We start from the raw sequence: 22,925 nt of genomic DNA, 5'->3' as shown, positions 1-22,925 counted from the left end.
CCGAGCCGGGGACGCCGCCCGGCGCTACCCGGTGCGCGTGGCCCCGACGACCGCCCGGCGCTGCGTTCCGTTACTCCGCGATCCTGGTACGGCCGGTCCAGCGGAAGACCACGGGCAGCTCGTCGGCGACCCTGACGGAGTCCCGCTCGAAGTGCTCGTACCCGCCGTAGTGGCTTACCTTGATCTTGTGCTCCGCCGGGGAGATCCGGTGGCTGCGCTGCTCGGCGGGGAGATTGTTCGGGCCGCCCTCCAGCACCACGTCGATGATGCTGGCGGCGTCCCCGCCGATCGGCGTCCGCGCCGACCAGGCGCTCCGGTCGTCATCGTTGACGATGCGGCCCGCCGTCCGGACACCGGTGGCGGAATCGGAAGAATCTGTCATCGCACGACCTCCGTCGCTTGTCGCTCCGCGGCCTCGTTCAGGTAGAAAGTAATCTAGGTCACAATAGCCGAACACCCTTAACGACCCCTACCCCCAAGTTGGACGGACCCTGGGCCGGCGGGAACGGAACGGGCAGAGACGGCACGGGCCCTCCCCGCCACCCGGGCGGGAAGGGCCCTCGCTTCCGTCAGCTTCGCCGGGCGCTCGTCACTCCCAGCGGAAGAAGCGGGTGGCCAGCACGGATCCGAGCACCGCGGTGGCCGCCAGGACGAGGAGCTGCGACGGCGCCGGGCTGTCGCCGGCCCACGAGGCGGCAAGAGTGTCCACCGTGGCTCCCAGCGGCGAGTAGTCGCCGATCCGGGCCAGCACGGTCGGCATCTGGTCGCGGGGCAGCCAGGCCCCGGCGAGGAAGAGCAGCGGGAAGAACAGCGCCGGGCCGACGGACTGCGCCGCCCGGGCCGACGGCGCGAGCGCGGCGATGAGCAGGCCGATGGCGAACAGGCACGCCACGCCGAGCAGGAAGGCCAGCACGAAGCCGGGCATGTTCGCCGGGGACGACTGGTCCAGCAGGAACCGTACGCCGATCGCGGTGACCACCGCGCCGGCCACCCCCATCACCAGGTTCACCACGACCTGCGCGACCAGCAGCAGTCCCGGGTGGACCGGGGTCGTGGCGAGCCGGCGCAGCACCCGCCGCTCGCGGTAGACGCCCAGCGCCATCGGCAGGGTGAACAGCGCCAGCATGCCGATGGTGAGGGCCAGGGCCAGCGCCGGCAGGAAGGTCAGCTCGCCGTGCTGCCCCGCGCCCTGGGTGGACGATCCCCGCTGGGGCAGCCCGAAGACGAGCATCAGGCCGATCGGCAGCACGAAGACGAAGAACAGTGACACCGGTTCGCGTACGAACAGCTTCATCTCGACGGCGATGAGCTTGGTCAGGGCGTTCACGAGGACCTCTTGTCGGTCGGCGTCTGGGTGGCGGCGGCCCGGCCGCCGTGGCGACCGGTGAGCGAGACGAAGGCGTCGTCCAGGGTGGGCTGCTCGACCCGGAGGGCGGCGTACCGGACCTTGTGCTCCGCCAGCGCCGCGAGCACCGACTGGAGCACCTGCTCCGGGCCGGTCACGGTCACCTCGTCGACGCCGCGGCTGACCCCGGTCACGTCGGGCAGGGCGGCGAGCAGCGAGTCGTCCAGCTCGTCGAGCGGGCGGAAGTGCACCCGGTGCTCGGTGCCGACGCGGGCGAGCATGCCGGAGGGGGTGTCGATGGCCACGATGCGGCCGGCGTCGATGATGGCCAGCCGGTCGCAGAGCCGCTCCGCCTCCTCCATGAAGTGGGTGACCAGCACGACGGTGACGCCCCGGTCCCGGATCCGCTCGACCAGGTCCCAGGTGTCCCGCCGGCCCTGCGGGTCCAGGCCGGTGGTCAGCTCGTCGAGGATGGCCACCTCGGGGCGCCCGACCAGCGCCAGGGCCACCGAGAGCCGCTGCTTCTGCCCACCGGAGAGCTTGTGGAATGCGGTGTTGCGCTGCTCGGCCAGGCCCAGGTCGGCAAGCAGCTCGTCGATGTCGGCCTTCTGCCGGTAGAAGGAGCGGTAGAGGTCCAGCGCCTCGCGGACCCGCAGCTTGTCGGGGAGCTGGCTCTCCTGCAACTGGGCGCCGACGCGCTGGCGCACCTCGGTGCGGTCCCGGATCGGGTCCAGGCCGAGCACCCGCACGGAGCCGCCGTCGGCGCGGCGCAGCCCCTGCACACACTCGACGGTGGTCGTCTTGCCCGCCCCGTTCGGCCCGAGCACGCCGAAGATCTCGCCCTGCTCGACGGTGAAGGACACGTCGTCGACGGCCACCTTCTCCCCGTACCGCTTGTGCAGGTGCTCCACCTCGATGACCGGCATGGGCGTCGTCCTCCGTCACGTGCGGGTTGCCGTCGGGAGGGCGAACCCTCTGGAATCGCGGCCTGTCTTGCGGTACGCGGAATCGGTCGCACAACGGCGACCGACGCCGGACATCATCCGGGGATCTGAGTCACGAATCAACCCATCGGCTGACGAACCGGGGGGCCGTCCGGGGCCGACCGGCCCGACAGGGGTGCCCACCGGTCACCGCGCGTGTCCGCCGCCGCGCCCGGCCGGCCGGAGGGCGACCCGGAGCCGGGTGGCGGGCAGAGCGGCAGCAGGTCCGCCGGGCGGGCCAGCACGACGTCGGGGCCGGCCGCGAGCAGGACCTCCCGGTCCGACTCACCCCACAACGCGGCCACCGCCACCACCCCCGCGGCCCGGGCGCTGACCAGGTCGGCGGGCGCGTCGCCGAGCAGCACCGCCTCGCCGGGGCACACCCCGAGCAGCTCCAGCGCCCGCCGCACGATGTCCGGAGCCGGCTTCGGCCGGGGCACCTCGTCCGCGCCGACGACGTGGTCGACCAGCGGCAGCATGCCGAGCCCGCCGAGCAGGTCCCGGGCCCGGGTCCCGCTGCGGCCGGTGGCCACGGCCAGGCCCAGCCCTCGCCCGCGCAGGACGCCCAGCAGCTCGACCACCCCGTCGACCGGCGTCACCCGGTACGCCAGCCGGTTGCTCTCCCGGACGAACGGGCCGGCCATCGCCGCCGGCAGACCCAGCAGCTCCAGCACCTCGGGCAGGTACCGGCCCGGGTGCCGGCAGTATTCCTCGACCGGCGCCACCCCGTCGCCGACCACCTCGGCGTACGCGAGGGCGAACGCCTCCCGGGCCACGCCCAGGCTGTCCACCAACACGCCGTCGAGGTCGAACACGACCGCCCGGACCTGGCCGGACGTATCCCGCCGGTCTCCCGCCCCACCGGTCACCGGCGGCACCTCCTGAGGGACGTCGACGACACGGCCGGCGACGGCCGGTAGGGGTGGCCGGGCCGGGGGCACCCCGACTACGGTCGGGTCGTCCCGGGACCCGCCGTGCCGGGCCTCCGGCGACGACGCGCACCGCGCCGGCGCCCACGCGAACCCTACCGGCGACCCGGCCGGGCCGGCGGACCGGAGAAGGTCCGGCGTGGCGTCGGCCCGGCGTGGCGCCGGCGCCGGATCCGAGCCGCTGGAGAGGGGCGCAGGGCATGACGTTGCTGCGTTGGCTGGCAGAGTCCGACGACGAGCGCCCGGGCGCGGTCCGGGTCGACGACGGGGCGGTGTCGTGGGTGGAGCTGCGCCGCCGGGCCTCGGCGGTCGCCGACGAGCTGCGCGGCGTCGACCGGGTGGCCGTCGAGGCCACCGCCACCCTGGAGACGGTGGTCGCGGTGGTGGGCGCGTTGACCGCCGGCGCGGCGGTCGTGCCGGTGCCGCCGGACGCGGGGCCGATGGAGCGCGAGCACATCCTGCGCGACTCGGGCGCGGCGGCGCTCCTCGTCCCGGCGGGCGGTCCGCAGCCGGTCGAGGGCGCCGGCCCGCCGGTGGTCCCGGTCGACCCGACCCGCGGGTCGGACACCGTCCACCCGGAGCCGGACCCGGCCGGCACCGCGCTGATCCTCTACACCAGCGGCACGACCGGGGCCCCGAAGGGCGCGGTGATCTCCCGGGGGGCGGTCGCCGCCTGCCTGGACGGCCTCGCCGACGCCTGGTCCTGGACCCCGGACGACCTGCTGGTGCACGGCCTGCCGCTGTTCCACGTGCACGGGCTCGTGCTCGGCGTGCTCGGGCCGCTGCGGCTGGGCAGCCGGCTGCACCACGTGGGCCGCCCCCGACCCGACCGGTACGCGGCGGCGGCCGGCTCCGTCTACTTCGGCGTGCCCACCGTGTGGTCCCGGATCGCCGCCGACCCCGATGCGGCGCGGGCGTTGCGCCCGGCGCGGCTGCTCGTCTCGGGCAGCGCGGCCCTGCCGGCGGCGGTCTTCGCCGACCTCGCCACGCTCACCGGCCACCGGGTGGTCGAGCGGTACGGGATGACCGAAACGCTGATCACGGTGAGCGCCCGCGCGGACGGGCCCCGCCGGCCGGGCACGGTCGGCGTGCCGCTGCCCGGGGTGCGTACCCGGGTGGTCGACGAGCACGGCGCGGCGCTGCCCGCCGACGGCGCGGCGATGGGCGAGCTCCAGGTGTGCGGGTCCACCCTCTTCGACGGGTACCTCAACCGGCCGGACGCCGACGCGGCGACCCGCACCCCGGACGGCTGGTTCCGCACCGGGGACGTGGCCACCGTCGACCCGGACGGCTGGCACCGGATCGTCGGCCGGGCCGCCACCGACCTGATCAAGAGCGGCGGCTACCGGATCGGCGCGGGCGAGGTGGAGGACGCCCTGCTGGCGCACCCCGGCGTCCGGGAGGCCGCCGTGGTCGGCATCCCGCACCCGGACCTGGGCCAGCAGGTCACGGCGTACGTGGTGGGTGACGGGGTGGACGGGCCCGAGCTGATCGACTTCGTGGCCCGCCAACTGTCCGCGCACAAGCGCCCCCGCGAGGTGCGGTTCGTCGACGCGCTGCCCCGCAACGCCCTCGGCAAGGTGCAGAAGACGAGGCTGACGGCCGACTGACCGGCCGACTGGCGGCCCCGCCGGACCGGCGTGGCCCGCCGCGGGTCCGCGCTCGGACCGGCGGCCGGCGGCGGTGTTCAGGCGGTGGGCGCCGGGATGCTGATCGCGGTTAGCACCAGGCCCCGGCCCACCAGGAACCGGCCGGTGAAGGCGGTCACCGGCACGCCGCCCAGCACCGGGCCGGGCACCAGCAACTCGGCCACGAAGGTCCCGGCCGGGTCGACGACGATGTCCGCCTCGGCGAAGTCCAGCCACCGGCCGGTGAGCGGGAACCACGCCTTGTACACCGACTCCTTGGCGCTGAACAGCAGGCGGTCCCAGCAGACCGTGGGACGGGCGGCGGCCAGCGCGGCCGTGCGGGTCCGCTCGGCCGGCAGGGCGATCGCGTCGAGCACCCCCTCGGGCAGCGGCGCGTGCGGCTCCGCGTCCACCCCGAGGGTGGCGAACGCCGCCGCCCGGCCGAGGACCGCCGCCCGGTAGCCGTCGCAGTGGGTCATGCTGCCGACGATCCCGGCCGGCCAGATCGGGGCGCCGCGCGCGCCGGAGACGATCGGCACCGGCTCGACGCCCAGCTCACCGAGCGCCCGGCGGGCGCAGTGCCGCACGGTGGTGAACTCCCGGCGCCGCTTCTGCACCGAGTTCGCGACGAGCGCCTCCTCCTCGGGGAACAGGGTCAGTCCGGCGGGGTCCTCGAAGCACTCGGACACGGCCACGGAGGGGGGCAGGATCTGCTCGATCACCCGCCGATGGTAGGTGCGCCAGGTCGCCGCGCCGCCCCCTGGGTGGTCGATAGGGGTAAGGTACGGGTGCCCGCCGCCCGGGTCGCCTGCCAGTCTGTGGGATGCCGGCCCAGGTGGCCGAGGCGTGCGGAGTGGTCGGACGGATGCGGGAAAGCGATGCTCAGAGGCAAAGTGGTGCGGTTCGACGAGGTGCGGGGTTACGGGTTCATCGCCCCGGACGACGGCGGTGACGACGTGTTCGTCCACGCGAACACCGTCGATGGCGACAAGTGGACGATGGTGCCCGGCGTGCCGGTGGAGTACGAGGCGGTGGAGAGCGACCGCGGCCCGAAGGCGCTCACGGTGCGGGTGACCGGCGGCGCCCCCGGCACCGAGCGGAGCGCCGCGGCCGGTGCCGTGCGCGCCCGGGAGGTCCCGGCGGGCGCGGAGGACGAGGAGGGCCTGTGCGACGTGCTCTCCGAACGGGCACTCTCCGCGGAGACCACGGAGGCCCTGCTGACCGCCGTGCCGGACCTGACGGGCGCGCAGATCGTGGCGGTACGCGCCCGGGTGCTGGCGCTGGCCCGGCGGCACGGCTGGGTGGAGGGCTGACGCTCCGTCGCACCGGCCGGGGCGCGGGCGCGTTCAGCCTGCGGCGATCAGCAGCGACTTCCTGATCCGGCCCTGCACGCTGCGCGGCAGCTCGTCGACGAAGTGCACCCGACGGGGCCGATGGCAGGCCGACAGGTACCGCCCGACGTGGTCGATGAGCGCCTGGGCGGTGAGCCCCTCGGCGGCGACGACGTACGCGGTGACCTGCTCGCCGAGGACCCGGTGCGGGATACCGACCACGGCGGCGTCGTGGACCCCCGGGTGGCTCAGCAGCACCTCCTCGACCTGGCCGGCGTACACGCGGACGGAACCGTGCACCACGTCCGTGCGGCGCCGTCCGATGATCCGGTGTGAGCCGTCCGCGGCCACGGTCGCGAGGTCGCCGGTGGCGTGCCACCCGCCGGCGCCGGCGCCGGTGCGCTGCCCGCGCCGGTCGACGTACCCGCTGAACAGCGTCGGCCCCCGGATGCTCAGCTCGCCGACCGCCTCGCCGTCGGCGGGCACCGGCAGATCGTCCCGGCCCAGAACCCGGGCCTCCACCCCGGGTAGGGGCGCGCCGACCACGCCGACGGCCGGCGGGGCGTCCACCCGCCCGGCCAGCGCGATGAGGGTCTCGGTGGTGCCGTAGCCCTGGATGAGCGAGTGCGAGGTGAGCAGCCGGAGGCGTTCGGTCACGGCGGGCGCGAGCGGGGCGTCCCCGGAGACCAGGAGTCGGGCGCCGGCGAGGCTGCGCGCCCAGGGACGATCCCGGGCGATCCTCGCCCATTGCCCGGGCACCGCCAGGTACAGGGTGCCGGCGGGGCCGGCGGCGGCCTCCCGGTCGAGGTGGACGAAGCGGCTGCCCACCCGCAGCGCGCCGAGCAGCCCGGACACCAGACCGTACGCCCGGAACAGCGGGGCGCCCTGGACCAGGACGTCGTCCCCGGTCCACCGCCACGCGTCGGCCAGCAGGTCCAGGCCGGCGGCGATGGCCCGGCGGGAGATGCGCACGCCGCGCGGCGGCCCGCTGGTGCCTCCCGTGTAGAGGATCACCGCGTCGGCGCCCGGTTCCGGCTCAGGCTGCCGGGTCCAGGATCGCTGCCGCAGGTCGACCGGGACGGCCGGCAGGCCGAGGGTGCCGGGGCGGTCCCGGCCGAGGACCACGGTCACCCCGGCCTCGCGCAGGATGCGACGGCGTTCCCGCTCGTCGGCGGCCGGCGGCACGGGCACCAGCGGCACGCCCGCGTGGACGGCGCCGACCATGCCGACCACCGTCTCCAGGCTGGGGGTCGCATCGACGGCGACCGCGCCGGCGCCCCGGATCCGGTCGGCGACCGCGTTCACGCAGCCGAGCAGCGCCTCACTGGAGAGGGTCCGCCCGGCGACCCTGACCGCGTCGGCCCGGTCGGTACCGTGACCGCACAGTGCCGGCAGCAGTGTCATCTCCGTTAACCCCTGTCGGGGACGTGGTGGCGTCTCGGCAGTGGCTGGGACATCACGGCCACAGAACCCTTCGCGTCATGGGTACGTGCAGCCCATATCCGGCCTTCCCCGCCGTCCGCGCGGGTGCTCCGAAATTAGGCTGCCCTTTAGCTTGGCACAACCCCTAGCCGCGCGGGTCCGGGGCGCTGCTGACGGGGCGGGCTGCCGGGGCGTGACGGAGCGACAGGCCAGGTAGGACGTGATCCGCGCCGGCTCTGAGGGCGATGAGGGGGCGGGGGCGGGGGCGGGCCCGGGCGGCGGCTGGGCGGCGGCGGGGTGAGGGCGCCGCGGCGGCGCATTCCGTCGCGACGTGCAGTCGGAAAAGCGCGGCCCGGACCGGGTGGGAAATAATTGGCGACGACCGCCGCAGTGGAATTGCTAATCAGATTCCCATCCGCTTTCGCAATGTTGAGGCGGGGCGGTTGGCGGAATGGCTCGGGCACCACTCCGGGAACCGCGCGAACGCGGCGCGCGGACAACCATTGAGGCCACATAGCTCTTAATTAAGGTCAATCTCGCCTATCCGCTGTTAAAGGTTCTAATCGGGCAAGAGTGTGGCGATGCCGCCGATGCGGATCCTCCCGTTTCCTCCACCGTTCGGCCGCCGGCCGGCGCACACCACGGGGGCGGGCGCGACAGTGGCGGAAGGTGAATTCTTCTAACCTTTCGCCGACGGGACACCCGGTCGATCGGCAACCGGGAGGAACACCGGGAGCCCGGCCCCCAGGGGCGCGCTGCCGGCCCGCCGCCGGCCCCACCCGCCGGGGCCGGGGGCCGGAGTCCACCGGCGACATACCCCGCCCGGTGTGCACCGGCCGCCCACCCGACCCGTCGGCGCCGGGCCGCCCGATCGGGTGCTGAGCTGTGCCTTCTTCACACACGGCGACGGTCCGACACCGGACGGGCCCGGGCCGCGACCGGCCGCCCTGGGCGCGGGACGCGGATTCCGGGGCCGCCGCTCGCCGGCCGCCCGCGCCCGCCACGACGCCCGACGGGCGGGGCGCCAGGCCCGCCGCCCGAGGACGGGCGACGGCGGCACGGGTGCCGACGCCGATCGCCGCGACACCTCCCCACCAATCTTCGGCAAGCTCCGAAAGCGCCCCACTTCGCGAACAGCATCACGTTACGAATTCGGCCGGCAACTTTCCGTTGCGGGAGTGCGGCAGGGGTGGGTGCACCCCGTCGACACCAAACCAATGTTTGCCTATCCTTTACAACTTCCGGCTTGCCGCCCAATTCTGGGACTGCCATACTCCACCATGCACAGCGGTCGATAGCGGGGGGCAGCCCCGAGGGGGCGGGAATTGTCGATGACGCTGGTGGGGCCAGGATTCAGAGGCGCCATGCAGTCAAGTTAATCGATGGCCTGCTCCCTGAATGAGACGGCTGTCTATATTCGCCTATACGGGAATGGGTCGAAAATTGCCGGTCTCCGATCTCGTCAGGCCCCTCGGCAGCCCTGGGAAGGTGGCGTACCCGGTGTCGGCGGACCCCGCGCTCCCTCCGAGGCCACGACCATGGAGCTGACCGAACGGAGCAGCCAGCTCGCCTTCCTGGAGCGCCGGCTCGCCGACCTGCTCCGGCCGGCCGGCCGGCTCGCCGACGACCGGCCGTTGACCGTCCTGACCGGCCCGGTCGGCGGGGGCAAGACCACGCTGCTACAGGCGTTCGCCCGGCAGGTCGCCGGGTCCGGTGTCCGCTTCCTCGCCGCCGGCGCGTCCCGCGCCGAGCGCACCGTCCCGCTGGAGATCATCCGTCAGCTCGTCCGGGCCGCACCACTGGCCGACGGCGACCGCGACCGCCTCGGCCGGCTGCTCGACCGGAGCACCCTCGCCTGGGGCGACGCCGACGACCGGGACGCGGAGGGCCCCGCCCTGAGCACCGCCGCGCTCGGCGGCGCGCTGGTGGAGCTGGCCGGCCGGGGACCCCTGGTCATCGCGGTCGACGACGCCCACCACGCCGACATGCCCTCACTGCGCTGTCTGGACTACGTGGCGAGGCGGATCGCCGGCCTCCCCGTGCTGATCGTGCTCACCGAGTCGCCCCGCACCCGACCGTGGCATCCCGAGGTGTACGCCGAGCTGCTGCGACCCGCGCGGCTGCGCCGCATCCGGCTGCCCCTGCTCACCGCCGACGGGACGTACCAGCTTCTCGCCGGCCGGCTCGGCGCGCCCGCCGCCCGCCGCATCGCCGACGAGTGTCACGAGATCACCGCCGGCAACCCTCTGCTGGTGCAGGCGCTCAGCGACGACCACCTGGCCGCCACCGCGCAACGCCCGGACCGGCCGATCGTGGGCGAGGCGTTCCGGGAGGCCGTGCTGAGCTGCCTCTACCGCTGCGAGCACCTGGTACTCAAGGCCGCCCGGGCACTCGCGGTGACCGGGGGGCCGCTGCACGGCAACCTGCTGTCCCACCTCGTCGACGTCCGCGCCGAATCGGCGCTGCGGGCGATCGACGGGTCGACCAGCGGCGGCCTGGTCACCGAGGAGGGGCTGTGCCATCCGGCGGTGGCCCAGGCCGTGCTCGACGGGATGACGGCCGAGGAACGCGCCCGGCTGCACCGGGAGGCCGCCTGTCTGCTGCACGAGGACGGCACCGCGCCGGAGCGCATCGCGCGCCATCTGGTCAGGACAGAGGAGCTGGGCGAGCCGTGGATGGCCCAGACCCTGCTGGACGCCGGCGAGCAGGCGCTGGTCGACGGCGAACCCGGCACCGCCCTGCGGTACCTGCGGCGGGCCAACCGCGACTGCACCGACGCCTGCCTGCGGGCCCGCATCCGCTCGGCTCTCGCCCGGGCCGAGTGGCGGCTGGACCCGCAGGCCGCGGTCCCCCACCTGCCCGACATCGCCTCCGCGGTGCGGGCGGGGCACCTGGGCAGCCGGCAGGCCGCCAGCCCCATCCAGTACCTGCTCTGGCACGGCCAGATAGACAAGGCCGTCGAGCTCGTCCACCACCTCGGCGAACGCGCCGACAGCGCCGACCCGGGCTCCGCCGCGGCACTGCTGGTCACCAGGGGGTGGATGGCCACCTTCTACCCCGGGGTGACGGCCAACCGGCCGATGCCCTCGCCGGCCATCCGGGACCCGCTGACCCTGGCCAAGGTCAAACGGCGGCTCCAGGGCGTGACCATGCTGAACACCGTGCTCGAACAGGGCGACGTCGGCGTGGTCGAGGACGCCGAACGGGTGCTGTCCACCACCGGGCTCGACGACGAGCGCAACATGTGGACCGCCGTCTGCGCCCTCGTCGCGACCGTCTACGCCGACCGGCTGGAGCTGGCCGGCGACTGGTCCGAGAAGCTGGGCGGCACACCGGCGGCACACCGGCAGCCCACCCCGGCGGCGATGATCGCCGCCGTGCAGGCGGGGGTCGCCGGGCGCCTCGGCGACCTGAGCCGGGCCCGGGACCTCGCCGACACCGCGCTGACCCAGCTCTCCCACAAGGGCTGGGGCGTGGTGATCGGGATACCGCTCGCCGTCCGGCTGCGGGCCCTCACCCTCATGGAGGAACTCGACGCCGCGGCCGGCTGCCTCCAGGTCCCGGTGCCGCAGGCGATGTTCGAGACACCGTTCGGGCTGCACTACCTGCACTCGCGCGGCCTGTACGCCCTGGCCACGGGGAGCCTGGAGGCCGCCCTCGCCGACTTCCAGCTCTGCGGTCAGCTGATGACGTCCTGGCGGCTGGACCTGCCCGCCCTCGTCCCCTGGCGGACAGAGTCGGCCCGGACGCTGCTGCGGATGGGCCGCCGGGAGCGGGCCGAGAAGCTGGTCCGCGAGGAGCTGACCCGGCTGCGGCCCACGCACGTGCGGTACCGGGGGTTCGCGCTGCGCATCCTGGCCGCGACGGGGGAAGGGCCGGACCGGGTCCAGCACCTGCGCGCCGCCGTCCGGCTGCTGCGCCAGTGCGGGGACCGGGCGGAACTCGCCCACAGCCTCATCGACCTCGGCCACGTCTACCAGGAGGTCGGCGACCTGCGGCAGGCGCGCAACGCCACCCGCGCGGCCCGCACCCTCGCCCAGGAGTGCGGCATCCCGCTGCTGCGGCCCAGCGTCGCCACCGGGGGCGCCAGGTCCGGCGAGGTCGCCTCCGACGTGGCGGTGGTGGTCGACGGTCTCAGCGACGCGGAGTCGCGGGTGGCCACGCTGGCCGCCCGGGGCCACACCAACCGGGAGATCGCCGAGAGGCTCTTCCTCACGGTCAGCACCATCGAGCAGCGACTGACCCGGATCTACCGCAAACTCGACGTCAACTCCCGCAGCGACCTCGCCGTCCGGCTGCGCCTGGGCCGCCCCAACCCGGCCCCGACGGGGCACGGCGCCGCGCAGTCGACCCCAGGCGGCCCGGAGCGCTAGCCTCCGCCCCGCTCGCCGGGCCCCCGCTCGTTTCCTCTTCCCCCCGTCATCGCGCCGTCTCCCGCCGTTCGGCAGTGGGCGCGCCGGACAGGCGTCGGCGCCGACATTTCGACAACACCGGGCCACAGTTTCGTCACGGACCGTTTATCGTGTCCCCGCTCGCCCCCCTCCTGGGAGGCCACTCCCCTGACCGTCGTTCCGCAACCCCTATCGGCGAATGGGATCCGTAGGTTTGACGTGGGAACGGTGGGGTCTCAAGGACGTTGTCGCACACCCGACCCGGTGCCAGACTCGCCTGAGCATTGAGGATCGTCCGCTGGGGAGCGCGGTCCGAAAGGGAACTTACAAGTCCACCCGGCACGGCGGCCCGGTGCGCCTCACCCCTACCCGGCGTGCCGGGTGGGCGCGGTGAGGGGGCTGCCGCTCGGCTCGGGAGGGGCGGTGTCGGTCAGCACCGGTGACCCGGTTCGGCGCCGCGTATGAGAGAGGCTGACACGAGTGGTGCTGGTGCAGCGGGACGAACAGATCGCCTTGCTCCGGAGGGCGTTCCGCGCCTGCGAGGAGCAGCGACGCGGACACGTGGCGCTGGTGACGGGCGCGGTGGGAAGCGGCAAGACGAGCCTGCTGGAGACCCTCGACGAGTGGGTGGTGGCCGCCGGGGGGCGGGTGCTCAACGCGGCCGGTTCGCGGGCAGAACGAGGGCTCCGCCTAGGGGTGCTGGGGCAGCTGTTCCACAGCGCGCGGTTGGACCAGGAGTCGGCCGACCGGGTCGAGAAGCTGATGCGGGACGCCGCCTTCGCCGTACCGCTGCCGGAGCCCGGCGGTGAGGGGGTCGCCTCCGGGGAGCAGGTCTGGGCGCCGCTGCTGCACGGCCTGTTCACCGCGCTGCTCGACCTGACCAGGTCCGGGCCACTGGTCCTCACCGTCGACGACGTGCACCACGCGGACCCGGCCTCGCTGCACTGCCTGCTCTACGTCACCCGCCGGCTGCGGCACGCACGGATCATGATCGTGCTCGCCGAGGCGTCGACGCTGCGCCCGTCGCACCCGCTGTTCCGGGCGGAGCTGCTCAGCCAGCCGTACTTCTCCCGGATCAGCCTGCCGCCGCTGACCGTCGACGCCATCGCCCGGCTGATCGGCGCCGGCACCGACGCCGCGCAGGCCCGGGAGGCGGCCGAGAGCCTGCTCAGGATGACCGGCGGCAACCCGCTGCTCACCCGGGCCCTGATCGACGAGCGGGGCCGGGCCGAGTCGGCCGACGACGCCACCCCCGACCCGACCGCCGGCGACGGGTTCGACCAGGCCGTGCTCGGCTGCCTCTACCGGCACGAACCGGGGGTGCGCCAGGTCGCCCAGGCGTTGGCGGTGCTGAACCGCCCGGCCCCGCCGGAGCTGCTCGGTCACCTCCTCGACGTGGTGCCCGAGTCCGCCGTGCCGGCGGTGCGGGTGCTGCGCACTTCCGGGCTGATGGAGACCGACCAGCTACGTCACCCGCGCATCCTGCGCTCGATCCTGGCCGACATGTCCCCCGAGGAGCGTCGGGCCCTGCACCAGCGCGCCGCCGAGGTGCTGCACGAGCACGGCGCCGAGCCGGGGGTGATCGCCGAACACCTGGTCGCCGCCGGTTGGGCGGACGGCGCCTGGGTGGTACCGGTGCTCTCCGACGCCGCCGGGCAGGCGCTGGCCTCGGGCCGCCCGGACCTCGCCGCCGCCTACCTGCGCCTGGTCGGCCGCGCCGAGGTGGACGAGCAGCAGCGCAGCACCACCACCGCGATGCTGGTCAACGCCCGCTGGCAGGTCAACCCGCTGACCGCCAACGGGCACCTGACCGAGCTGGTGCAGGCCGCGCGGGCCGCCGGGTGGTCCACCACCGCGGCCCTGTCCGCCGTGCCGTACCTGCTCTGGCAGGGCCGGGTGGACGAGGCCACCGAGGCGGTCAGCGGCTTCTCCCCCGACGACGACCACGGCGCCGCCACCGGCGCCGCCAGCCGGCTGCGGGCGATGCAGCTGCTGGTCTCCCTCTCCCACCCCGACCACCTGGCCACCGTCCGGGAGACCCCGAGCACCTGGAGCCGGGCGGCGACCGCGCCGACGACTATCAGCCCGCAGTTGCAGGCGGTGACCGTGCTCGGCACGGCGCTGATGCCGACCGCCGAGAACGACACCGTGGCCACCGCCGAGCAGCTGCTGCAACGACACCACACCGACGACGGGGCGCTGGGCCTGCTCACCGCCCCCCTGCTGGCGCTGCTCTGGGCGGGCCGGGCCGACCGGGTGACGGTCTGGGGGGACGTGCTGCTCAACCGGCCGGCGGCCCGGCACGCCCCGGTGTGGCGGGCGATCGTGCGGGCGGTGCGGGCCGAGGCGGCGCTGCGCCTGGGTGACCTGCCGGGCGCGGAGCACCAGGCCCGGACGGCGCTGGCGGACCTGCCCGCCCCGGCGTGGGGGGTGGCGATCGCCGGCCCGCTGGCCACGCTGATCGGCTGCGCGACCGAGGCGGGCCGGTTCGCCGAGGCCGACCGGTGGCTGGCCCACCCGGTGCCGGCCAACATGCTCCGTACCCCGCTGGGTGTGCACTACCTGGCCGCCCGGGGCCGGCACCACCTGGCCATGGGCCGGCCGCACGCGGCGACCACCGACCTGCGCCGGTGCGGCGAGCTGGTGCGCGCCTGGGGCGTCGACGTCGCCGGACTGGTGCCGTGGCGACTGGAGCTGGCCCGGGTGCAGCTCAGCGTCGGCAACAAGACGCAGGCCACCCAGCTGTTGCAGGAGCAACTGCGGGGCGCCCACGGGGTCGACGACCGGACCCGGGGGCGGTCGCTGCGGCTGCTCGCCACGACCGCCGCCCCGGACCACCGGCGCAAGCTGCTCTCCGAGGCGGTGAACCTGCTGCAGTCCTGCGGGGACCGGCTGGAGCTCGTCCGGGCCCTCGGTGACACCGGTCAGACCCTGCAACGGGCCGGCGACTCCGCCCGGGCCCGGCTGCTGGTCCGCCGGGCGTACCAGCTGGCCCAGGACTGCGGGGCGTCGGTGCTGGCCCAGCGGCTGATCCGGCGGGAGCCGGGCGGCGGGCTGCCGGCATACCAGGCGAGCACCGAGCCGCAGGAACCGGACGACGGCCTGAGCGAGGCCGAGCGGCGGGTGGCCGCGCTGGCCGCCCAGGGGCACACCAACCGGCAGATCTCCAGCAAGCTGTTCATCACGGTGAGCACCGTCGAGCAGCACCTGACCCGGGTCTACCGGAAGCTGGACGTCAAGCGGCGCACCGACCTGCCGGCCCGGCTCATCGCGTTCGCGGAGCCGCTGGCCGAGGAGGCGCAGGGCGCGGCGTCCTGACCGGACGAGCGAAGGGGCGCCGGGTGGTCTCCCACCACGGCGCCCCTTCCACGTACGCGGTCAGTCCATGGATCGGCGCAGGAAGCCGCGGGTCCCGATCGCGGTGGCGACGACGAACACGCCGGCGAGGACGGTCAGGCACAGCCAGAGCGGCACCGACTCGACCCCGGGCGGGGCGACCAGCGACCGGGTGGCCTCGCTGACGTAGGTCAGCGGGTTGACCGCGCAGATCACCTGGAACCAGGGCAGGGAGTCCAGGGCCCGCAGCGGGAACTGGGTGGCGCCGGTGAACATCAGCGGCGTCATGATCACGGTGAACATGATCTGGATACGGTGCGGCGGGACCAGGGTGCCGAACGTGAGGCCCAGGGCCGCGCCGACCAGCGCGCCGGCCGCCAGCACCACGATCACCTTGAGCGCCGTCAGCACGGGCCAGGTGACCCCCAGCATGAGCATGCCGATCGGGATCAGCACCAGGCCGGCGATCGTGCCGCGAATGGCCCCGAAGACGATCTTCTCGAAGGCGACCAGGGGGATCGACAGCGGGGAGAGCAGTCGGTCCTCGATCTCCCTGGTGAAGGAGAAGTCCATCACCAGCGGCAGGGCGGTGTTCTCCAGGCCGATCAGGAAGGCGTTCAGCGCGATGACACCGGGCAGCAGGACGTTGGCGAAGTCGTTGCTGGCGTACCCCAGCTCGCCGAGCACCTTGCCGAAGATCAGCAGCATGAACAGCGGCTGGATGAAGACCTGGGCCAGGAACGCGCCCAGCTCGCGGCCGGTGACGAACAGGTCACGCGCGAGCACCGCGCGGAACGTGGCGAGCTGGTCCAGCCAGCGCACCGAACGAGGCGCCGTGAACGCCTGCGTCGGCGCGGACGGGTTGGCGGGGGCGGTGACGCTCACCGAAGTTCCCTTCCGGTCAGGTGGATGAAGACGTCTTCCAGGCTGGGCTGGCCGATGCTGAGGTCGCGGACCTCACAGTTCAGGTCGCCGAGGATCTTCAGCGCCATCGGCACGGCGTGGGCCGGCTGGGTGCCGGTGTAGACCCGGAAGGACAGGGTGGCGTCCGGGTCGGCCGGCGCGGCGGGCATGGGCATGGGCGGCATCCCCGGGAACGCCGGCATGCCGCCGCCCGCACCGCCGCGCAACTGCTCCACCCGCTCCACGTCCGCGATGTTGCCGAGCGCGGCCTGCACCTCCTCGGCCGGCGCGCCGGCACCGACCACCAGGGTCAGCGTGCTGCTGCCCGGCAGGGTGCGGGTCAGCGCGGCGGGGGTGTCCAGGGTGAGCAGCTTGCCGTGGTCGATGATGCCGACCCGGTCGCAGAGCTTCTCCGCCTCGTCCATGTCATGGGTGGTGACCACCACGGTCACCCCCTGCTGCTTCAACTCGGCGATCCGGTCGTGCACGAACAGCCGCGACTGCGGGTCGAGGCCGCTGGAGGGCTCGTCGAGGAAGAGCACCCGGGGCGAGTGCATCAGCGCCCGCGCGATCATCGTGCGCTGCGCCAGGCCGCCGGAGAGGAAGTCGGTGCGAAGCTTGGCCATCTCCGTGAGGCCCATCTGCTCCAGCAGCTCGTCCGCCCGCCGGTTGCGCTCGGCCCGCGGCACGCGGTGGTACGCCGCGTGGAACACCAGGTTCTGCCGGACGGTCAACGCCCGGTCCAGGTTCACCCGCTGCGGCACGACCGCCAGCAACTGCCGGGCCACGGCCGGCGCGCCGATCACGTCCGCGCCGCAGACGGTGGCCCGACCCGAGGTGGCTCGCACCCGCGTGGTCAGCACCCCGATCGTCGTCGTCTTGCCCGCGCCGTTCGGCCCGAGCAGACCGAAGACCTCACCAGCGGCGACGGTGAAACTCAGTCCGTCCACCGCCGGTGGCATGTTGGGCTGGTACTGCTTGACCAGCTCCGTGACCACCACTGCCTCGTCCACGTCGTCATGCTCCCGTCCAGGTCATCTGTGTGACAGATAGCGATCTTTGAATAGGGGGCGCTAGGGGGACCGCAGGGGCGCGGGCCCTCACAGGTCGTGCCCGGCCAGCCACCCCTGCAGGCTCGCGGCCAGCTCCGGGCCCCGGTCGGCGACCATGCTGAAGTGGTCGCCGGCCGCGTCCACCGTCTCGTGCGGGTACGGCCACCGGGACCGCCAGCCGTCGGCCTCCCCCGTCCACTGCCCCAGCGGCTCGCTGGCCCGCACCAGCAGAGTCGCCGACGTCATCGGGGCGGGCTGCCAGTCCAGGAACAACGGCAGGTACCCGGCCCAAGCGGTGGTCCGCCAGTCGTCCATCGGGGTGTACGCGCTGTCCCGCTCGGTCATCCCGTCGAGCAGCTCCGGCACCCAGCCGCCGAGCACCTCGCTGTCGGCCGGGTAGGTGTCCATCAGCACCACGGCGGCCGGCGGCCGGCCCTGGCGGTCCAGCTCGCGGGCGAGCACGTTGGCGACCATCGCGCCGCCGGAGTGCCCGCCCAGCACGTACGGGCCGTCGCCGACGGCGCGCAGCACCGTGTCGGCGTGCACCCGCAGCAGGGCGTCCAGGTCGGCGGGCAGCTCCTCGCCCGCCCCGAAGCCGGGGTTGGGCAGCGCCCAGACGTCGCGCAGGCCGCGGAAGCCGGACGCGAGCCGGGCGTACTCGTGCGCGCCGGAGAGCAGCGACATGGTGCAGCAGAAGACCAGCGACGCGCCGGCGCCGCCCTCGGCCAGCCGGAGGATCCCGGCCGGCCGGGAGAGCTGCCCGGGGTCGGTGAAGGACGGCCGGAACTGGGCGAGCTTGACCAGCAGCTCGGCGTACCCGGCGGAGTCCTCGCGAGCCTTGGGCTGGTTGAACAGCCCGCCGAGCAGCCCGCCGCCGCCCGCCCCGCCGCCGTCCCCCGCTCCGGTCCCCGCGTCGCCGGCCGCGCCCGCGCCGAGGAGCTGGCCGAGCAGGTGCCGGGCCAGCGCCGTCGGGGTGGGATGGTCGAACAGCAGGGTCGCGGACAGCTCCGCCCCGGTCTCCTGGCGCAGCGCGTCGCGCAGCTCCAGGGCGGTCAGCGAGTCGAAGCCGAGCTCCAGGAAATCCCGGTCGGCCTCGATCGCCCCGGGCGAGGCGTGCCCGAGCACCGTGGCCACCCGCGCCCGGACCAGGTCCAGCAGGATCCGCTGCCGGTCCGCGGCGGTGCTGCCGGTCAGCCGGGTCAGCAGCGCCCGGGCCGGGTCGCCGGCGTCGCCCCCGGCGGGCCCGTCCGCCGCTGCGGCGGCCATCGCCTCGGGAACGCCGCGCAGCAGCGGGCTGGGCCGTACCGCGGTGAAGGCCGGCACGAACGCGGGCCAGTCGATGTCGGCGACGGCGAGCTGGTCGTCGCCCCGGCCCACGGCCTGCTGCAACGCGGCGACGGCCAGCTCGGCGTCGAGCGGCCGGACACCCCGGCGGAGCAGCTGCCCCGGCTCGGCGACCTCGTCGGCCCACGGCACCCAGGCCAGCACGGTGGCCGGCCGGCCGGCGGCCCGGCGGTGGGCGGCCAGCGCCTCCAGGCCCGCGCCGGCGGCTGCCGTGACCGCCGCGCCGCCGCCACCCCAGGTGGCGGCGGTGGAGGTGAAGACCACGAACTCGTCGACGGGCCGGCCGGCGCAGGCGGAGTCGAGCAGCTCCACGGCGGCGACGCGGGCGGCGACGGCGGCGGCCAGCTCCGCCGGGTCCAGTCCGGCGACCGGCTCGCCGGCCCCACCGGCGTCGGCCACGTGGACGACCGTGCGGACCGGATGGCCGTCGGCGGCGAGCCGGTCCAGCAGGTCGGGCAGCGCGGCGGGATCGCCGACACCGGTGACCTCGACGCCCCGCCCGGTCAGCTCCGCCGCCGCCCCGGCGGGCAGGGCCGCCCCGGTCAGGACCAGGTGCGCCGCGCCCCGGTCGGCGAGCCAGCGCAGCACGTGCGGGCCCCGCACGCCGGCCGCGCCGTCGACCAGCACCGCTCCCCTGGGATGCCAGTCCTCGTCGGCGGCGGCGGGGCCGGTCGGGGCGGGTTCCAGCCGCCGCGCATACACCCCGGTGGGCCGGACCGCGAGCTGATCCTCGTCGCCCCCGGCCGCGACGAGCCGGGCCAGCGCCGCGAGGGCGGCGTCGTCCGGCTCCGCCGGCAGGTCGACCAGGCCGCCCCACAGCCGCGGCATCTCCAGGGCGAGCACCCGGCCCAGACCCCAGACGTACGCCCCGGCGACGCCCGGCGCGGGGTCGTCCTGGTCCACGGCGACGGCTCCCCGGGTCACGCACCACACCGGCGCACCGGCGTCGGCCGCGCCCAGGGCCCGGACCAGCGCGGCGGTACCGGCCAGCGCGGCGGTACCGGTCGAGGCGCCCACCGCCGAAGCGGCGGTACCGGTCGAGGCGCCCACCGCCAGCAGCGACACCACGGCCGACGGGGCGTCCCCGGCGGGCAGCACGAGGTCGCCGGGGTCGTCGCCCACGGGCACCAGCACCGGCGACAGGCCCTCGGCGCGCAGCGCGGCCAGCACCGGGTCCGCGTCCGTGCCGGTCGGCACGACCACCAGGCAGGGGCCGACCGGCGGGGTGCCGGCGGCCGGCGGGGCAAGTCCGGTCGGCGGGGCGATCCGCGCCCAGCCGGCCCGATACCGCAGGCCGTCCAGCTCCGTACGGCGGCGCTGCCGGCCCCGGTACGCCCCGAGGACGGGCAGCAGCTCGACCAGGGCGTCCCGCCGGTCGCCGCCGAGGCCGAGGACGGCGGCCAGCGCGGCGGGCTCGTCGGCCTCGACGGCGGCCCAGAAGTCCCCGTCCACGGCGTCCGCCGCCGGGGGCGGGGCGAGGTGGAACCCGGGCGGCTCCGGCCAGTACCGCTCGTGGTGGAAGGCGTAGGTAGGCAGGTCGACGCGGGCCGCGTCGGTGCCGGTGAACAGGGCGGGCCAGTCCACCGCCGCGCCCCGCAGGTCCACGGCGGCGAGGGCGGCGAGCAGCCCGGCCGCCTCCGGCTGGTCCCGGCGGGCCACCGGCACGAAGGCCGCCGCGTCGGCGTCGGGCAGGCACTCCCGGCCCAGCGCGGTGAGCGCGCCGTCCGGGCCCAGCTCCAGGAAGGTGCCCACCCCGGCGGCGGCCAGGGTGACGACGCCGGCGTGGAAGCGCACCGTGTCCCGGACGTGGTCGACCCAGTAGCCGGGGTCGGTGGCCTGCTCGGCGGTGAGCACGTCGCCGGTGCGGTCGGAGACGACCGGCAGCCTCGGCGGGTGCCAGGTGACCTTCTCGGCGACCACCCTGAAGTCGGCGAGCATGGCGTCCATCCGGGCGGAGTGGAACGCGTGGCTGACCCGCAGCCGGCGGGTCCGCCTGCCCTGCTCGGCGAGGCGCTCACCGGCCGCGAGCACGGCGTCGGCGTCACCGGAGAGCACCACCGACGCGGGGCCGTTCACGGCGGCCAGGGCGACCCGGTCGTTGAGCTGCGACGCCACCTCGGCCTCGGACGCCCGGACCGCCAGCATCGCCCCGCCGTCGGGCAGGGCCTGCATCAGCCGGCCCCGGGCGGCCACCAGGGTCGCCGCGTCGGCCAGCGACAGCACCCCGGCGACGTGCGCCGCGGCCAGCTCGCCGACGGAGTGCCCGAGCAGCTGCTGCGGGCGCAGCCCCCACGCGGTGACCAGCCGGTAGGCGGCCACCTCGTACGCGAACAGCGCCGGCTGGGTGAACTCGGTGCGGTCCAGCAGGGCCGCCTCGGGCGAGCCCGGGTCGGCGAAGACGACCTCGCGCAGCGGGCGGGCCAGGTGCCGGTCGAGTTCGGCGGCCACCTCGTCGAAGGCAGCGGCGAACACCGGGAACCGGCGGTGCAGCTCGGCGCCCATCCCGGGGCGCTGCGCGCCTTGGCCGGTGAAGAGGAAGGCGAGCTTGCCGGCCGGACGGGCCACCCCACGGGTCACGCCCGCGGCGGGCCGGTCCTCGGCGACGGCCCGCAGGCCGGCGCGCAGCGCGTCGCCGTCCGCGCCGGTCACGGCCGCCCGGTGCGGCAGCGCCGCCCGGGTGGTGACCAGCGAGTACGCCACGTCGGCCGGGGTCAGGTCGGGGTGGGCGGCCAGGTGGTCCAGCAGCCGGCGGGCCTGCCCCGCGAGGGCCGGCGCGGAGCGGGCGGAGACGATCCACGGCGCCGGTGGGGCGGGCGCCCCGGCGGGGCGGGGAGACGGCACGTCGGCGGGGTCGGGCTGCTCGATGATGGTGTGCGCGTTGGTGCCGCTGACCCCGAACGCGGACACCCCGACGCGGCGCGGCTGCCCGGTCTCCGGCCACGGCATCGCCTCCGTGAGCAGGGACACCGCCCCGGCCGACCAGTCGACGTGCGGGGTGGGCCGGTCGACGTGCAGGGTGGACGGCAGCGTCCCGTGCCGCATGGCGTGGACCATCTTGATGATGCCGGCGACCCCGGCGGCCGCCTGGGTGTGGCCGATGTTCGACTTCACCGAGCCGAGCAGCAGCGGCCGGTCCGCCGGCCGGTCCCGCCCGTACGTGGCGAGCAGCGCCTGCGCCTCGATCGGGTCGCCGAGGGTGGTGCCGGTGCCGTGCGCCTCCACCACGTCGACCTGGTCGGCGGTCAGCCCGGCGTTGGCCAGCGCCTGCTTGATCACCCGGCGCTGGGAGGGGCCGTTGGGGGCGGTGAGCCCGCTGCTGGCTCCGTCCTGGTTGACCGCGCTGCCGCGCACCACGGCGAGGACCCGGTGGCCGTTGCGGCGGGCGTCGGAGAGCCGCTCGACGAGCAGCATGCCGACCCCCTCGGACCAGCCGGTGCCGTCGGCGGCGGCGGCGAACGACTTGCACCGCCCGTCGGTGGACAGGCCACGCTGGCGGGAGAACTCCACGAAGACCGTCGGGGTGGCCATCACCGACACCCCGCCGGCCAGCGCCAGGGTGCACTCGCCCAGCCGCAGCGCCTGGCAGGCCAGGTGCAGCGCGACCAGCGACGACGAGCAGGCGGTGTCCACGGTGACCGCCGGTCCCTCCAGCCCGAGGGCGTACGAGATCCGGCCGCTGGCCACGGCGGCGGCGCTGCCGGTGCCGAGGTACCCCTCGACGCCGCCGCCGACCCCGGACAGCAGGGCCGCGTAGTCGCCCTGGCTGCTGGTCGCCGCGTACACGCCGGTGGGCGCTCCGCGCAGCGTGGTCGGGTCGATCCCGGCCCGCTCGAACGCCTCCCACGCGGCCTCCAGCAGCAGCCGCTGCTGCGGGTCCATGGCCAGCGCCTCGCGGGGGCTGATGCCGAAGAAGGCGGGGTCGAAGTCGCCGGCGGAGTAGAGGAACCCGCCCTCCCGAACGTACGAGGTGCCCCGGCTGGCCGGGTCGGTGTCGTACAGGGCGTCGAGGTTCCACCCCCGGTCGTCGGGGAACGGCGCCATCGCGTCGGCCCCGGCGGCGACCAGGTCCCAGAGCTGCTCCGGCGAGCGCACGCCGCCGGGGAACCGGCAGCTCATCCCGATGATCGCCACCGGTTCGGTGAGCGTGGCGGCGAGCTGCTGGTTCTGCTGCTTGAGCTTCTGGTTGTCGAGCAGGGACGCGCGCAGCGCGCTGACGACCTCGTCCAGTGAGATGCTCATCGAGGGCTCCTTGCGGCCAGCC

12 protein-coding genes and 1 pseudogene are annotated in these 22,925 nt (G+C 75.2%); 4 read left to right on the top strand and 9 right to left on the bottom strand.

Translation table 11 applies throughout. From position 1 onward, the window contains the following. Positions 1 to 70: 70 nt before the first annotated feature. From OG617_RS24015 to OG617_RS24000, 4 genes are all read right to left on the bottom strand, one after another. Positions 71 to 382: a DUF5988 family protein gene (locus tag OG617_RS24015; protein ID WP_405095232.1), complete on the bottom strand. Its 312-nt coding sequence runs from the start codon at positions 380 to 382 to the stop codon at positions 71 to 73. A 207-nt stretch (positions 383 to 589) separates the two neighbouring features. Beyond that, positions 590 to 1,327, bottom strand: coding sequence for an ABC transporter permease (locus tag OG617_RS24010; protein WP_405095231.1), 738 nt, complete (start codon positions 1,325 to 1,327; stop codon positions 590 to 592). Further along, positions 1,324 to 2,271 (bottom strand): ABC transporter ATP-binding protein, encoded by a 948-nt coding sequence (locus tag OG617_RS24005; protein ID WP_396684474.1) that lies wholly within the window; start codon positions 2,269 to 2,271, stop codon positions 1,324 to 1,326. Before OG617_RS24005 ends, OG617_RS24010 begins: the two co-directional genes overlap by 4 nt. 137 nt (positions 2,272 to 2,408) lie before the next feature. Then, on the bottom strand, positions 2,409 to 3,197 hold the full coding sequence (locus OG617_RS24000) for an HAD-IA family hydrolase (RefSeq protein WP_405095230.1): 789 nt from the start codon (positions 3,195 to 3,197) through the stop codon (positions 2,409 to 2,411). A 260-nt stretch (positions 3,198 to 3,457) separates the two neighbouring features. Between OG617_RS24000 and OG617_RS23995 the strand changes: the two genes are divergently transcribed. After that, positions 3,458 to 4,867 (top strand): acyl-CoA synthetase, encoded by a 1,410-nt coding sequence (locus OG617_RS23995; RefSeq protein ID WP_405095229.1) that lies wholly within the window; start codon positions 3,458 to 3,460, stop codon positions 4,865 to 4,867. A gap of 77 nt (positions 4,868 to 4,944) precedes the next feature. Here OG617_RS23995 and OG617_RS23990 read toward each other — a convergent pair whose 3' ends face one another. Beyond that, on the bottom strand, positions 4,945 to 5,607 hold the full coding sequence (locus OG617_RS23990; protein WP_405095228.1) for a 4'-phosphopantetheinyl transferase: 663 nt from the start codon (positions 5,605 to 5,607) through the stop codon (positions 4,945 to 4,947). Between the two features lie 156 nt (positions 5,608 to 5,763). On the opposite strand from OG617_RS23990, the gene OG617_RS23985 reads away from it, so the two are divergent. Next, the gene (locus tag OG617_RS23985) at positions 5,764 to 6,198 is read left to right on the top strand and encodes a cold-shock protein (protein WP_405095227.1); all 435 of its coding nucleotides are present in this window, start codon (positions 5,764 to 5,766) and stop codon (positions 6,196 to 6,198) included. Between the two features lie 33 nt (positions 6,199 to 6,231). Here OG617_RS23985 and OG617_RS23980 read toward each other — a convergent pair whose 3' ends face one another. Beyond that, the gene (locus tag OG617_RS23980) at positions 6,232 to 7,620 is read right to left on the bottom strand and encodes an AMP-binding protein (RefSeq protein ID WP_405095226.1); all 1,389 of its coding nucleotides are present in this window, start codon (positions 7,618 to 7,620) and stop codon (positions 6,232 to 6,234) included. Positions 7,621 to 9,176: 1,556 nt separating this feature from the next. On the opposite strand from OG617_RS23980, the gene OG617_RS23975 reads away from it, so the two are divergent. Next, complete coding sequence (locus OG617_RS23975; protein WP_405095225.1) at positions 9,177 to 12,011, top strand: AAA family ATPase; 2,835 nt, start codon at positions 9,177 to 9,179, stop codon at positions 12,009 to 12,011. A gap of 498 nt (positions 12,012 to 12,509) precedes the next feature. Then, positions 12,510 to 15,347, top strand: a complete 2,838-nt coding sequence (locus OG617_RS23970; RefSeq protein ID WP_405095224.1) for an ATP-binding protein — start codon at positions 12,510 to 12,512, stop codon at positions 15,345 to 15,347. Positions 15,348 to 15,407: 60 nt separating this feature from the next. Here OG617_RS23970 and OG617_RS23965 read toward each other — a convergent pair whose 3' ends face one another. From OG617_RS23965 to OG617_RS23955, 3 genes and pseudogenes are all read right to left on the bottom strand, one after another. Then, entirely contained in the window at positions 15,408 to 16,250 is an 843-nt protein-coding gene (locus OG617_RS23965; protein ID WP_405095223.1) for an ABC transporter permease, read from the bottom strand. Further along, positions 16,247 to 17,281 (bottom strand): ABC transporter ATP-binding protein, encoded by a 1,035-nt coding sequence (locus OG617_RS23960; protein ID WP_396674130.1) that lies wholly within the window; start codon positions 17,279 to 17,281, stop codon positions 16,247 to 16,249. The genes OG617_RS23965 and OG617_RS23960 overlap by 4 nt, the downstream gene beginning before the upstream one ends. A gap of 87 nt (positions 17,282 to 17,368) precedes the next feature. Beyond that, positions 17,369 to 22,903, bottom strand: a pseudogene (locus tag OG617_RS23955) (type I polyketide synthase); the annotation flags it as partial. Positions 22,904 to 22,925 lie beyond the last annotated feature (22 nt).

This window comes from Micromonospora sp. NBC_01412, assembly GCF_045040215.1.
Classification (GTDB): domain Bacteria; phylum Actinomycetota; class Actinomycetes; order Mycobacteriales; family Micromonosporaceae; genus Micromonospora; species Micromonospora rubida.
Note: the sequence above shows the minus strand (reverse complement) of the source record. Positions and strands in the feature narration are given on the sequence as shown.